At 61.2% G+C, this 12621-nt stretch carries 11 protein-coding genes and 1 pseudogene; 7 read left to right on the top strand and 5 right to left on the bottom strand.

Translation table 11 applies throughout. The features are described 5' to 3' along the window. Window positions 1–2 precede the first annotated feature (2 nt). Window positions 3–314 (bottom strand): DUF1883 domain-containing protein, encoded by a 312-nt coding sequence (locus RCCGE510_RS00060; RefSeq protein ID WP_007626052.1) that lies wholly within the window; start codon window positions 312–314, stop codon window positions 3–5. A gap of 192 nt (window positions 315–506) precedes the next feature. On the opposite strand from RCCGE510_RS00060, the pseudogene RCCGE510_RS34605 reads away from it, so the two are divergent. Beyond that, a pseudogene (locus RCCGE510_RS34605) lies at window positions 507–650 on the top strand (alpha/beta hydrolase); the annotation flags it as partial. A 43-nt stretch (window positions 651–693) separates the two neighbouring features. Here the strand turns inward: RCCGE510_RS34605 and RCCGE510_RS00050 are convergent. Continuing rightward, window positions 694–1698, bottom strand: a complete 1005-nt coding sequence (locus tag RCCGE510_RS00050; RefSeq protein WP_007626050.1) for a 2-dehydropantoate 2-reductase — start codon at window positions 1696–1698, stop codon at window positions 694–696. 155 nt (window positions 1699–1853) lie between these two features. After that, window positions 1854–2705 (bottom strand): oxidoreductase, encoded by an 852-nt coding sequence (locus RCCGE510_RS00045; RefSeq protein ID WP_007626049.1) that lies wholly within the window; start codon window positions 2703–2705, stop codon window positions 1854–1856. 131 nt (window positions 2706–2836) lie between these two features. Between RCCGE510_RS00045 and RCCGE510_RS00040 the strand changes: the two genes are divergently transcribed. Both RCCGE510_RS00040 and RCCGE510_RS00035 read left to right on the top strand, forming a co-directional pair. After that, window positions 2837–3724 (top strand): LysR family transcriptional regulator, encoded by an 888-nt coding sequence (locus RCCGE510_RS00040; RefSeq protein WP_007626048.1) that lies wholly within the window; start codon window positions 2837–2839, stop codon window positions 3722–3724. Between the two features lie 170 nt (window positions 3725–3894). Then, on the top strand, window positions 3895–4869 hold the full coding sequence (locus tag RCCGE510_RS00035; protein WP_007626047.1) for an alpha/beta hydrolase: 975 nt from the start codon (window positions 3895–3897) through the stop codon (window positions 4867–4869). 12 nt (window positions 4870–4881) lie between these two features. On the opposite strand, the gene RCCGE510_RS00030 is transcribed toward RCCGE510_RS00035, so the two are convergent. Continuing rightward, window positions 4882–5505 (bottom strand): carboxymuconolactone decarboxylase family protein, encoded by a 624-nt coding sequence (locus tag RCCGE510_RS00030; protein ID WP_007626046.1) that lies wholly within the window; start codon window positions 5503–5505, stop codon window positions 4882–4884. A 61-nt stretch (window positions 5506–5566) separates the two neighbouring features. Then, window positions 5567–7102: a PAS-domain containing protein gene (locus tag RCCGE510_RS00025; protein WP_007626045.1), complete on the bottom strand. Its 1536-nt coding sequence runs from the start codon at window positions 7100–7102 to the stop codon at window positions 5567–5569. A 376-nt stretch (window positions 7103–7478) separates the two neighbouring features. Here RCCGE510_RS00025 and RCCGE510_RS00020 point away from each other — a divergent pair, with 376 nt between their 5' ends. From RCCGE510_RS00020 to RCCGE510_RS00005, 4 genes are read left to right on the top strand one after another with little or no spacing between them, the layout of a single operon-like run. Further along, window positions 7479–8549, top strand: coding sequence for a LacI family DNA-binding transcriptional regulator (locus RCCGE510_RS00020; RefSeq protein WP_007626044.1), 1071 nt, complete (start codon window positions 7479–7481; stop codon window positions 8547–8549). Window positions 8550–8558: 9 nt separating this feature from the next. Next, window positions 8559–10172 (top strand): acyl CoA:acetate/3-ketoacid CoA transferase, encoded by a 1614-nt coding sequence (locus RCCGE510_RS00015; RefSeq protein WP_007626043.1) that lies wholly within the window; start codon window positions 8559–8561, stop codon window positions 10170–10172. Beyond that, window positions 10165–10944 (top strand): enoyl-CoA hydratase/isomerase family protein, encoded by a 780-nt coding sequence (locus tag RCCGE510_RS00010; RefSeq protein WP_007626042.1) that lies wholly within the window; start codon window positions 10165–10167, stop codon window positions 10942–10944. The genes RCCGE510_RS00015 and RCCGE510_RS00010 overlap by 8 nt, the downstream gene beginning before the upstream one ends. Continuing rightward, on the top strand, window positions 10944–12464 hold the full coding sequence (locus tag RCCGE510_RS00005) for an aldehyde dehydrogenase family protein (protein WP_037077397.1): 1521 nt from the start codon (window positions 10944–10946) through the stop codon (window positions 12462–12464). Before RCCGE510_RS00010 ends, RCCGE510_RS00005 begins: the two co-directional genes overlap by 1 nt. Window positions 12465–12621: the final 157 nt, after the last annotated feature.

Below are 12621 nucleotides of genomic sequence, written 5' to 3'. Positions count from 1 at the left end.
GCTCAGGAGGCGCGCGGCGTCTTCTGATTGACGGGCGCGGCAATCACCTTGACGGACGAGTCCGCCAGCCCGTGATGGCCTTCCATATCGACGACGATATGCCAGTGGCCGCTTTCCGGAACGGCGATCTTGATCGGCGATTTACGCGCCACGCCACCGATATATTTGAAATCGAGAACCTCGGTGAAGCGCTGGAAATTCGGCGCCGTCATCAAGCGGACATTGTTCACCGCATTCAACGACACCTCGACGACCGTTCCGGCGCGTTGTTCCTTTAGATCGTAATGGGTGAAGCGGAAATTCGGTTTCGGCATCGGTCTCGTGGCATCTGAAGTCTCTGCGAAGATTTTACCAGCATGCCGGTTAAGGAAAAGTTGGAAATCAGTTTTGAAGCCTTAATCGGCAAATCTCTAAGCTCGGTGTCGGAAAAGCCTGATCCTGTCGTCCTTGCGGTGTCGACGCAGATATGGAGCAAGGCCATAACGAAGATGAAGCTGATTTCGATGAACATGTCGAAGAACCGGTTGGCAATCCTGCCGGATCTCACCCATTGCCAGACCTTCGGTTCGCCGCTCATGGCGAATGTGGCAACGACCTTCCTCGACGGCGGCGGCACGGCGCCGGACTGTGCCAAGCAGGTCGGAAGGTAAAAGAAGGGCGCCCGGATTTTTGCCGGCCGCATTTTTTTCGCCATCAACTACCGCGTCGGTTTTCCCGATCCAGCTGCGTCACCAGCGCCAGGATCGTCTCCGATAACGGCGTCGGTACTGCAGTCAGACGTCCAAGCGCCACCAGCATGCCGACCAGCGGCGTGATTTCGAGCGCCTTGCCGCCAATCAGGTCCTGCAGCATCGATGTACGAACGCCGCCAATATGGCGCGATTGTTCCAGCCGCTGCTCGACTGTCATGCTGAAATGTGTGCCGAGCGCATCGCCGACAGCAAGCACTTCCTTCATAACTTTGCTCACCATGTCCATGAGCGACGGATCCGCCAAGATGTCTGTCATCAGCGCCCGTGTCAAAGCGCTGATCGGGTTGAAGGCAGCGTTGCCCATCAACTTGCTCCAGATTTCGCTTCGGATATCGGGAGTGGTCGCAATAAGCAGATCGGCGCCCGTCAGCACCGCCGCTATGGCCTCCAGATCGACAGACATTTCGCCGGATGGCTCGCCGAGCACGAAGCGTCCTTTGTGAGAAAGCTGGATCTCACCCGGATTGGCCACTTCGGCGCCTTGATAGGCGACGCAGCCAATCACACGCTCCGGCCCGATCAGCCGCCAAAGCCTGCCGCCGGGATCGAGTTCGTCGAATTGCAGCTCCGCATGCCCGCTCCTGGTATCCCGATGAAAATACCACCATGGAATGCCGTTGAGGATCATCACGACGCGGGTGCCCTGTTTCAGCAGGCCTGCGATGCCCGCCGCGGCGGGCGCCAATTGATGGCCCTTGAGGCCGGTGATGACCAGATCCTGCTGTGGCAATGTCTTGGGATCGTCGGTTGCGGTCAGCCGCACGTTGAGCGGCGTTTCCGCATCGGCTTCGCGTAGGCTGAGGCCGTTGCTGCGGATGGCGTCGAGATGTGCCCCGCGCGCGACGACGGAAACAGTGACGCCGTCATCGGCCCGGCTTGCGAGCTTGGCGGCGATGGCACCGCCGAGGGCACCGGCGCCATAAATGCAGATGGTCTTGATGGACATGGATTTGCCTCTTCACGGTGGTGATCTGCCTTAGATCTAGGCCATCCGCGGCGTGAGGCGAATGCCAATATGCCGCAAGGCGCTCTTTCCCGCCGTAACGACAGTTCCGCCGCACCCTTACATCCGGGATGCGGCGGCGGTACCGGCCCTGGCTCTTAGGCAGAGGCCGTTGCATCGCTCGAAAAATCTGTGGAGAGGGCAAGTTCACGCCAGGCGGCAAGCTCCTTCTCGACGCTGGCATGCTGCTCCTCGATCACAGCCACCGTGTCGCTGCCGAACGGCATGCGCAGCGGCGGGTTGGCTGAATTGACCATCGTCATGATGCCGGCGGCGAGCCTGGCGGGATTGCCGGGCTGGGCATGATTGGCGTCGGCGGTGAAGTTGCGCATGTTGCCGGCCGGCGTGCCTTCGTAATCGGCGATGGAGGCCGGGCTCACCGCCAGCGACGTATCGGCGAGGAAGTCCGTGCGGAAGAAGCCGGGCTCGACGATCGTCACCGTGATGCCAAACGGTTCGAGTTCGGCGGCCATCGATTCGGACAGGCCTTCGACGGCGAATTTCGTCGAGCCGTAGACGCCCCAACCGGGATAGCCGAGGTATCCGCCGATCGAAGAGAAGTTCAGAATATGGCCGGAACGCTGGCGGCGCATATAGGGCAACACCGCGCGCGTCACCTTCAGAAGGCCGAAGACATTCGTGGCATAGAGCCTTTCGATCTCTTCGGCCGTGGCTTCCTCGACGGCGCCGAGCAGGCCGTAGCCGGCATTGTTGGCGAGAACATCAATGCGGCCGAAGCGGGCGATGCCGGCAGCCGCAGCCTCTTTCGCCTGCGCCTCGTTGGTAACGTCGAGGGCGACGGCAAGCAGGTTCGGATGATCCCCGAACTGCTCGGTCACGGTCTTCGGGTTGCGGGCGGTGGCGATAACCGCATCGCCTGATGCAAGGGCTTCCTTGGTCATCAGCGCGCCGAAGCCGCGGGATGCACCAGTGATGAACCAGACTTTCATGACGAATTCCTTTCGAGGACTATGTGGTTGTCTCGGCGTCGCATCTCTGTGCTGACGGGTTGAATTTGACCGAAAATCGGTTGCTGTATAAGATTCGTTATTATTGAAACTATGATGAGCAGTATTCAGTAATGCGCGCTACCGAACTTTCCGAACTCGCGGCATTTGCGGCCGTTGCCCGGCATAAGAGTTTTCGCAAGGCCGGCGAGGAGAGGGGTGTCACCGCTTCCGCGGTCAGCCATGCCGTACTCAACCTCGAAGACCGGATCGGCATTCGCCTGCTCAACCGCACGACGCGAAGCGTCTCGCTGACCGAAGCCGGCGAACTGCTGATCTCGCATCTCGCCCCGGCCTTCGGCGAGATGGCAGCAGCGCTCGATGCGTTGAACCGATACCGCGACACGCCCTTCGGCAAGGTCAAGATCAACGTGCCGAATTCGATCGGCCCCTTCGTCATCGGCCGCGTCATTGCACCGTTGCTCCAACGCAATCCCAATTTGCAGCTGGAGATCAACGCGACTGACAGGCTGGTCGATATTGTCGAGGAGGGTTTTGATGCCGGTATCCGCTTCGGCGAGCGCGTCACCGAGGGCATGATCGCGCTGCGCATCAAGCCGCGCATCCGCTTGGTCGTCGTCGGTTCGCCCGCCTATTTCGAGACGAGGCCGAAGCCGGCGACGCCGCACGAACTCAAGCGCCATCTCTGTATCCAGAACATGTTTCCGTCAGGCGCACGCTACGCTTGGGAGTTCGAGAGGGATGGCCAGGCGGTGAGCTTTCAGCCGACCGGACCGCTGTCGCTCGACGATCACGAACTGATGCTGCAGGCAGCGCTCGGCGGTGTCGGTCTTGCCTATATCTGGGAACCGCGGGTGGAAAAGGCGATCGCCAACGGCGAGCTGGTCCAGGTGCTCGACGACTGGTGCTGGCCGGAGGAACCGCTCTATCTCTACTATCCGAGCCGACGCCACATGTCGGCGGGCTTCAGAGCGGTCATCGACGCGATGAGAGCCGAGTAAAAAAGGTGAGGATTCACATCCTTCAGCCTTTTGACTCCTGCGCGTGAACTGGCCAATGATGCTGCCATGGCCGCGATGGCCAGCATCATCGGGAGAGGTTGATGAACGGTCGGATTTTGCCAACTGGTAATCGAAGAGCATCAAAGCGGCTCGGCGCTCTGTTCCCCGCATTGGCAGCGCTGATGCTGCTGGCCTCGGCGGCGGTCGGCAGGGAAATCGGACCGCAAAGCCAGGTCTCCCTCAAACAGGTCGAAAAACTCGTCGGCCTCTGGAAAGATCATTTTGCCGGCGCAGACGGCTTGCAGCAGCGGCGGACAGCCTTCCGGGCGCTGATGGAAACGACGCCGGGCCCGACCCGCATCCAGGTCCGGCATGTCGATGCCGACGGCGTCGATGCCGAGCTGATGTGGCCGGCCCGTTTACATCACCCGATCGGCCAAAGGGTGATCCTTTATATTCATGGCGGCGGCTTTTCCGGCGGCTCCATCCGCACACACAGCCTGCTTGCCGGCTCGCTCGCCAAGGCCACATCCAGCGACGTGCTGTTGATCGAGTATCGGCTGATGCCCGAATATACCTATCCCGCGCAGATCAACGACGCGCTGACGGCCTATCGCTGGCTTCTCGACAACGGCTACCGCAGCGACAACGTTATCGTCGCCGGCGATGACGCCGGCGGCAATATCGCGATCGAGACGGTGCTGCGGCAGATGCAGGCGGCAAAACCATTGCCGGCGGCTGTGATTGCGCTCAGCCCCATCACCGATCTTGCCGCGACCGGCGGATCGATGACAGCCAATGCCAATAGCGATCCGCTGGTCGGAAGCACCTCGATCGAGGCTTTGCGCAAGGCCTATCTCGGCAGCCGGTCGCCGACCGATCCCCAGGCATCGCCGCTTTATGCCGATATGGCCGGCTTTCCGCCGTTGCTGCTGCAGGTCGGTTCCGGCGAAGTCCTGCTGGACGATACGCTGCGGCTCGCCGACAAGGCCCGCCAGGCGGGCGTGGACGTCACCACCGAGATCTGGCCAGGCATGCCGCATCAGTGGCAGTTGTTTCCCTCGCTGCTCGACGATGCCGACCGGTCGAGTCAGAATATCGCCGAGTTTGCGATCCGGCATTTTGAGGACAAGCCGGAAGAATAAGGGCCCACTCTCTCATTGCGATGTGCCCCGCGACGGTGACGGCGCCAGCGGCCGTTCGACTTCCCGGCCGACGCTGAGCGCCTTTCGCACATTCGGCTCCAGCCGCTCGAAATAGGCGTGGTCGGGTGCAGCGCCGAGCGCATCCAACATTTTCGAGAAGAAACAGCGGGCTGCCGCCGCGGCCGTGACGTCGAAGACTTCGGCATCGCTCAGCCCGTGTTTCTTCAGCCCGTCTATATCTTGTTGGGTAACCGACGTCGCGTCGCGCGCGACCTTGGCGGCAAAGGCCATGATCGCCCGTTCGCCCGCATCGATCGGCGCTTTCTCCGTCTCGTTGACAACAGCCGTCAGCCCGTCGCCGGTAAAGCCCTCGCGCAGCAGCACCGAGCCGTGCGCCAGCATGCAATAGGAGGATTTCAGCTCCTTGGCCGCCGCCAGCGTCACCAACTCATAGCGCCTGAGGCTCATATGGCCGCGAATGCTCGAAAGCAGCGCTGCCCAGTTCTCCATCACCTCCGGCCGGTGACCGAAGGCCCGGTACATGTTCGGCAGATAACCATAATTCGCCTCGGCCGACGCATACATCGACGTCGTCCTCTCGCTGGCGGATGCATTGGGGGTGTGAATGAAAGCCATGGCATGATCCTCCTCTGTTGAGAAGGATAGGGTAGATATGCAAGACAGCAATCCTGAAATATCAGGCAGCGTCACTGTTCGCAGACGCGTTACCGGTTCGCTCGATGGGAAGGGTTACGGTAAAGGTCGACCCGCACCCTCTTGCACTTCGAACCTCGATCGAGCCGTGGTGCAGTTCGACGATCTGCTTCACCAGATTGAGGCCGATGCCGGTACCGGCAATTCCGGTCGATGTTCCCGCACGAAAATAGCGCTGGAACAGCCGGGGCACGTCTTCGGGATCGATCCCCACCCCGTCATCGCTGATCGAGACTTTGACGTTTCCCGTCTCCTCCCATGCCGCGACGCGAATTTCCGAGGTTCCGGGCGCGTATTTGACGGCATTGGACAACAGGTTGGTAAAGACCTGCGCCAAACTACGCGGATCGGCATCGATGAACTCAGGCACGCTGTCAATGTCTAACACAAAGCTGTGCGTCTTGGTGATCGTCGACTGCCGCTCGCAACAGGTTTTTATCAATGATCGTAAGGCGCAGGCGTCGTAGCTGATATCGATCTTGCCGGTGTCAAGGCGGCCGGCCGACAGGATGCTCTCCATGAGATCGACGATCCGGTTCACCGAGGCGCGGATCTGATCGACTTTGTCGCTGAGAAATTCAGGCTCGATTGCTCCTCTCTTACGCAACAACCGCTGGGCAGCAGCGTCGATGATGGCGAGCGGGGTTCGGAATTCATGGGACGCCATTGCCACGAACTGCCGCTGCAATTCATTGATGGTCCGCTCCTGCGCCAGCATTCGCTCGAGTTCTTGCGCCTGGCGCTCGACCTCAGCCGTGCGGCTCTGCACCGTCGTTTCGAGCTGATCGTGATGCCGGCGCAGCTCTTCGGTCAGCCGCACTGTCTTGGTGACGTCCTCGTGGGTGGCCACGTAGCCACCGTTTTGCATCGGATTGTGGGTGATTTTGATAACGCGACCATCGGCGAGCACGATATTCTGGCTGGCCACCGCACCGCGTGCCGCCGCTTCGACCACCACATCGAAATAGCGAGCGGTGTCGGCCGGGCCATTTCCCTCGCGGCTGCGATAGGCCAGGATATCGACAAGCGGCGTCCCCGGTTGGGTCAGCAATTCTGGCAGGTTGTACATCCGTGCGTAGGATGGGTTGCATAGGATCAGCTTCTTTGTCGAATCGAACATGCACAGCCCATGCGGCATGTTGCTGAGGGCCGCGTCGAACCGGTGATGTTGTTCGGTGAGACTGTCTTCAACGCGGATCAAAGTAGAGATGTCTTCATAGCTCAGGATCCAGCCTCCCTCTTTCGAGGGCGCGCAGGTCAGTGAGACCATTCGCCCATCGGAAAGCGCAAACTGAGAGGTGTGTGGTCTGCCGAACGTCGGCTGCCGGCATGCGGCTGCGCGGCAATCGGCGGTGCCCGGCAATCCGTCGATGTTCATTCCTTTGCCGATGGCGCCATCCGGCAGGCCGAGAATTTCCAGTGTGCGGGAGTTGAAAGCCGTCACCCTATTGGCAGGATCAAGCAGAACAATGCCCTGCGGCAGGTTTTCCAGAATAGATTCAAACGAATGTGGCATCATCCGGCCCTGCTGCAGATCTGGCACGTTGCACGTATGCGTAGCATTGGTCAGAAACGATAAAGTTTCGCTAATGCCGACAGGAGTTCCTCGACGGCAACTCACCCGAAGCTGGCCAGCTGCTCGTCCAGAAGGCCAGGACGTCCTCTCCCGCCTCGTTGACATCACTCGGCATGAGTTCACGGATCTCCTGGGAAACAAGCCAGTCGGGTGCCTGAAATTTAGATCGTTCCAATTTTTCAATTGAGATTTCGATCGAGAAAGCACTGAATTCTCCATAGAAATGAGCAAACCTATAATTACTTTGCAAATCCCGCTTGACAAAATTGGAACGTTCCAAATATTTATCCATCAGTCGACGTCGTGGTCGGAGAGGGAAATGACAAAGACGCGGGTGACCGTCATCGACATCGCAAAGGCCGCCGGCGTCTCCAAGTCGACGGTTTCGCTGGTGCTTCAGGGCTCCTCCCTGGTCCATGAGGGGACGCGCTCCAAGGTCAGCGCCGTGATGCGCGAGCTCGGCTACGTCTATAACCGCGGCGCAGCCAATCTTCGGCAGGCCGGTGCCAAGTCGAAGATCGTCGGGGTTGTCGTCAACGACCTGACGAACAGCTTCTTTGCCGAGCTGGCGGTCGGCGTCGACATGGTCGTTCAGTCGGCCGGATTCGTGCAGTTCCTGTCGAACACCGGTGAAAGCATCGACCGGCAGCGTGAGGTCGTCGCGTCGATGCGTGAACATGGCATTTCGGGGCTGATCGTCTCGCCGGCGCGCGCCACCGATGCGGCAGATTTCAAGCCGCTTGTGGCGGCCGGCATACCGGTGGTGGTGGTCGTTCGAAACCTGCCCGGCGCCAAGGTCTCGTCGATCGTTTCCGACAATCAAGCCGGCATGATGTCGGCGGTCAAGCACCTGGCAGGGCTCGGTCACAAGCGCATCGCTTTTCTCGGCGGCTTTCCCGACACCGCCGTCTTCGACGACCGCCTTGCCGGTTACCGAAGCGGCGTAGAGGCAGCCGGGCTCGATTATCACGAGGATCTGGTCGTCTCATCCGCGCCTTCCCGAGCCGGCGGGGTAGAGGCGATCGGAAAGGCGATTGCACTTAGCCGTCGGCCGACCGCAGCCGTCTGCTTCAACGATGCCGTGGCCTTCGGTGTTTGCGACGGATTGCACGCGCGCCGTCTGGAGCCTGGCGCCGACTTCGCCGTGGTGGGTTTCGACGATGTCATCGAGGCTCAGGCAGCGGTTCCGGCGTTGACGACGGTCTCGGTCGATCCGCAAGGCATCGGGCGCCGCGGCGCACAGATGCTCCTGAAGCAGATCAATGCCGGCAAGGCCGAGGCGGAGACGGTGGTAACAGCCGTTCGACTGGTTGTCCGCGAGAGCTGCGGCGCCGGCAAGACCGCGCCGGCAAAGACCGGCAAGAGCGTAAAAATCGAAACAGGACGCTGAGCAACGCCCATGAAGAAGCATCTCACCCCAGCCGAAGCGGCGGCGTTGATCCCGGATGGCGCCGTTGTCACGGTATCGTCCTCGAGCGGTCTCGGTTGCCCGGATCTGATGCTGAAGGCGATTGGCGAGCGTTTTGATGCGACCGGTCATCCCCGTGACCTGACGACCCTTCATCCGATCGCCGCCGGCGACATGAGCGGCATCAAGGGCGTCGACCACATCGCCAGGAAGGGACTGCTCAAGCGTATCATCGGCGGCTCCTATCCGTCGGGACCATCGTCATCAGAGCCGCCGCTGATTTGGCAGATGATCACCAATAACGAGATCCCGGCCTACAACATTCCCTCCGGCATCCTCTTCGACATCCATCGCGAAGCCGCCGCCAAACGGCCGGGCGTGCTGACCAAGATCGGCATCGACACGTTCGTCGATCCCGAGCGGCAGGGTTGCGCAATGAACGGCTTGGCTTCCGAACATCCGGTGGTCAAGCGTGTCAGCTTCGAGGGTGACGACTGGCTGTTCTTTCCCGCGATCGTGCCTCAGGTCGCCATCATCCGCGCCACCACCGCCGACGAGCGCGGCAACCTCACCTACGAACATGAAGGCGCCTATCTCGGCGGCCTCGATCAGGCGCTTGCGGTCCGCAACAATGGCGGCATCGTCATCGCGCAGGTCAAGCGGATCACCAAGGAAGGCTCGCTGAAGCCCCATGACGTCCGGGTGCCTGGGATGCTCGTCGACTATATCGTCGTCGATCCCGATCAGAAGCAGACGACGCAGACGGGGTATGATCCGGCTATTTCGGGAGAGATCTTCCGCCCGCTCGATAGCTTCCACGTTCCGGATTTCAATGTTCAAAAGGTCATCGCGCGCCGTGTCGCGCAGGAGCTTCAATCGGGAAGCTGCGTCAATCTCGGTTTTGGCATCTCGGCCAACGTGCCGCGGATTCTGTTGGAGGAGGGGCTCCACGGCGCAGTCACCTGGGTGATCGAGCAAGGCGCGGTCGGTGGCGTGCCACTGCTCGACTTCGCCTTTGGCTGCGCCTCCAATGCGGACGCCTATATGCCGTCTCCCTATCAGTTCACTTACTTTCAGGGCGCGGGCTTCGATGCGTCGCTGCTCTCCTTCCTCGAGATCGGCAAGGATGGTTCGGTCAACGTTTCCAAGCTTTCCTTCCGGCCGCATGTAACCGCCGGTGCCGGCGGCTTCGTCGATATCACGGCGCGGGCAAAGAAGATCGTCTTCTCTGGCATGTTCAACGCCGGAGCGAAGCTTTCGATCGCCGATGGGGCTCTTCTCATCGAGAAGGAAGGCAAGCTGAAGAAGCTCGTCAACGAGGTCGAACACGTCACTTTCAGCGGCAGGCGGGCGATCGAGCAGGGGCAGGACATCACCTATGTCACCGAGCGGTGCGTCATGAAGCTGACGCCTGATGGCATCTTCCTCACCGAGATTGCACCGGGTGTCGAACTCCAGTCCCAGATCCTCGATCAGGCGGAGTTTCCGCTGATCGTCGCCCCCGACCTGAAGGTCATGGACGCTAGGCTCTTCGGCGAGGCAGCCATCGGCCTGTCGCTTCCAGCTAAAAGGGAACGGACGCTGGAGGGCGGATTCCATGGCTAGCGGAACAGTCAGAGTTGACATCGACGGGCACGTTGCGACGCTGACGATATGCCGTCCGGAGAAGCTGAACGCGCTCGATCTCGACATGCTGAAGGCCTTGGCGGACGCGGCCGACGCGGTGGAGGCGAACCCGGATGTGCGCGCCGCCGTTCTGACGGGTGAAGGAAAGGGCTTTTCCGCCGGCGGCGATATCAAGGCCTGGGGCGGAATGCTGCCTCAGGAATTCGGTCATCTCTGGGTTCGGCACGGTCATCGTATCTTCGAAAGACTGGCGACGCTGCGGGTGCCACTGGTCGCCGCGCTGAACGGCCATGCCCTCGGTGGCGGGCTGGAGCTAGCAGGCGTTGCCGATATTCGCCTCGCAGAGCAACACATCAAGATCGGCCTGCCGGAGACCGGCCTCGGAATGGTGCCGGGCTGGTCCGGAACCCAGCGTCTCGTGCGCCGGTTCGGCGCGCAGGTCGTCCGCCGTATGGCGCTCGGCGGCGAGATCTTCACCGCCGAGGAAGCCCGCCTGCTCGGCATCGTCGACGCGGTCGTTCCAACCGGAAATTCGCTCGCCGCGGCCATGGACTATGCCGAGCGGATTGCTGCAAGAGGGCCGGCCGCCGTCGAGATCGCCAAGTTGATGATCGCATCGGCGAATGGTGAAGACAATGGAACCGCGGTCGAAGCCCTGGGCTCGATTCTCGCCGCCAAGACCGGCGATCTGAAGGAGGGCGTCGCATCATTCAGCGAGAAGCGCCCGGCAACGTTCAAGGGAGAATGGTAATGACGGTTCTCGTCAACCCCATCGCGCTCAGCGACCACAAAGCGCGTGATTTCAAGATGCTGATCGATGGCAAATGGGTGACCGGCGCTGCCGATCCGATCGAGCGTATCGCGCCAAGCCATGGTGTCGTGGTCAGTCGGTTCCCGACCGGCAGCAGGACGGATGCCGAGCGCGCCATTGCTGCGGCACGCAAGGCCTTCGACCTCGGGCCGTGGCCGCGGATGACCGCCTCTGAACGGTCCGCCATCCTGCTCAAGGCTGCCGATCTGATCGCCGCACGTGCGGAGGAACTGGCGTTTCTCGATGCCATCGAGGCAGGCAAACCGATCACCCAGGTACGGGGCGAAATTGCCGGCTCGGTCGATATCTGGCGCTACGCCGCGGCGCTTGCACGCGATCTCCATGGCGAAAGCTACAATACGCTCGGCGACGGCACGCTCGGCGTCGTCCTGCGCGAAGCGATCGGCGTGGTGTCGATCATCACCCCCTGGAACTTTCCGTTCCTGATCGTCGGCCAGAAGCTGCCCTTCGCGCTCGCCGCAGGCTGCACCGCCGTCGTCAAACCGTCGGAGCTGACCTCAGGATCGACACTCGTTTTGGGAGAGATTTTGCAGCAGGCAGGCGTTCCGGATGGCGTCGTCAACATTGTCACCGGTACGGGACCTGAAGTCGGCGCGGTCATGACGTCGCATCCGGATGTCGACATGGTGTCCTTCACCGGCTCGACCGGTGTCGGAAAGCTGACGATGACGAATGCGGCGCAGACGCTGAAGAAAGTGTCGCTGGAACTGGGGGGCAAGAACCCGCAGATCGTCTTCCCGGATGCGGATCTCGATGCGTTCATCGACGCTGCGGTCTTCGGCGCCTATTTCAATGCCGGCGAGTGCTGCAACGCCGGCTCGCGGCTGATCCTGCACAAATCAATCGCCTCCGATGTCGTCACGCGGATTGCTGAACTGTCGAAGGCAGTGAAGGTCGGCGACCCGCTCGATCCATCGACCCAGGTCGGCGCGATCATCACGCCGCAGCATCTGGAGAAGATCTCGGGATATGTCGCCGGTGCCAGGAGCAGCGGCGCCCGGATCGCCCATGGGGGCGAGACGCTCGACCTCGGCATGGGACAGTTCATGTCGCCGACCATTCTCGAAGCGGTCACCCCCGATATGGCGGTGGCCCGTGAGGAAGTCTTTGGTCCGGTCCTGTCGGTTCTAACATTCGAGACGGCTGCCGAAGCGGTCAGGATTGCCAATTCCATCGACTACGGTCTGTCGGCCGGGGTCTGGAGCCGCGATTTCGACACGTGCCTGACGATCGGCCGGTCGGTGCGGGCGGGCACGGTCTGGATGAACACCTTCATGGACGGTGCCGCGGAACTTCCCTTCGGCGGTTACAAGCAGAGCGGCCTCGGCCGCGAGCTCGGCCGCCATGCGGTCGAGGACTACACCGAGACCAAGACGCTGAACATGCATATCGGCAAACGCACCAGCTGGTGGATGCCGCAGACGGAAAAGCTGGCTTAGCCGGCGGACGAACTACGCTCGAGGAGGGCGGGTGATTGGTGCGGGAATGGGTCCTGCATCTTCCAAACTTGAACTGGGAGGTTCTTCGATGAATAGGTTTTTGACCACGACTGCCATGACCGCATTGGCTCTGGCCGGCGCTAACGTGTCTGCTCGC

This window comes from Rhizobium sp. CCGE 510, assembly GCF_000292525.1.
GTDB lineage: Bacteria > Pseudomonadota > Alphaproteobacteria > Rhizobiales > Rhizobiaceae > Rhizobium.
This window is presented reverse-complemented; position numbering and strand designations above follow the sequence as displayed.

Bases quoted from the DNA above. Each gene is read 5' to 3' on its own strand.
- RCCGE510_RS00060 (WP_007626052.1), bottom strand. From the start codon at position 314: ATGCCGAAACCGAATTTCCGCTTCACCCATTACGATCTAAAGGAACAA.
- RCCGE510_RS00050 (WP_007626050.1), bottom strand. From the start codon at position 1,698: ATGTCCATCAAGACCATCTGCATTTATGGCGCCGGTGCCCTCGGCGGT.
- RCCGE510_RS00045 (WP_007626049.1), bottom strand. From the start codon at position 2,705: ATGAAAGTCTGGTTCATCACTGGTGCATCCCGCGGCTTCGGCGCGCTG.
- RCCGE510_RS00040 (WP_007626048.1), top strand. From the start codon at position 2,837: ATGCGCGCTACCGAACTTTCCGAACTCGCGGCATTTGCGGCCGTTGCC.
- RCCGE510_RS00030 (WP_007626046.1), bottom strand. From the start codon at position 5,505: ATGGCTTTCATTCACACCCCCAATGCATCCGCCAGCGAGAGGACGACG.
- RCCGE510_RS00025 (WP_007626045.1), bottom strand. From the start codon at position 7,102: ATGATGCCACATTCGTTTGAATCTATTCTGGAAAACCTGCCGCAGGGC.
- RCCGE510_RS00020 (WP_007626044.1), top strand. From the start codon at position 7,479: ATGACAAAGACGCGGGTGACCGTCATCGACATCGCAAAGGCCGCCGGC.
- RCCGE510_RS00015 (WP_007626043.1), top strand. From the start codon at position 8,559: ATGAAGAAGCATCTCACCCCAGCCGAAGCGGCGGCGTTGATCCCGGAT.
- RCCGE510_RS00010 (WP_007626042.1), top strand. From the start codon at position 10,165: ATGGCTAGCGGAACAGTCAGAGTTGACATCGACGGGCACGTTGCGACG.
- RCCGE510_RS00005 (WP_037077397.1), top strand. From the start codon at position 10,944: ATGACGGTTCTCGTCAACCCCATCGCGCTCAGCGACCACAAAGCGCGT.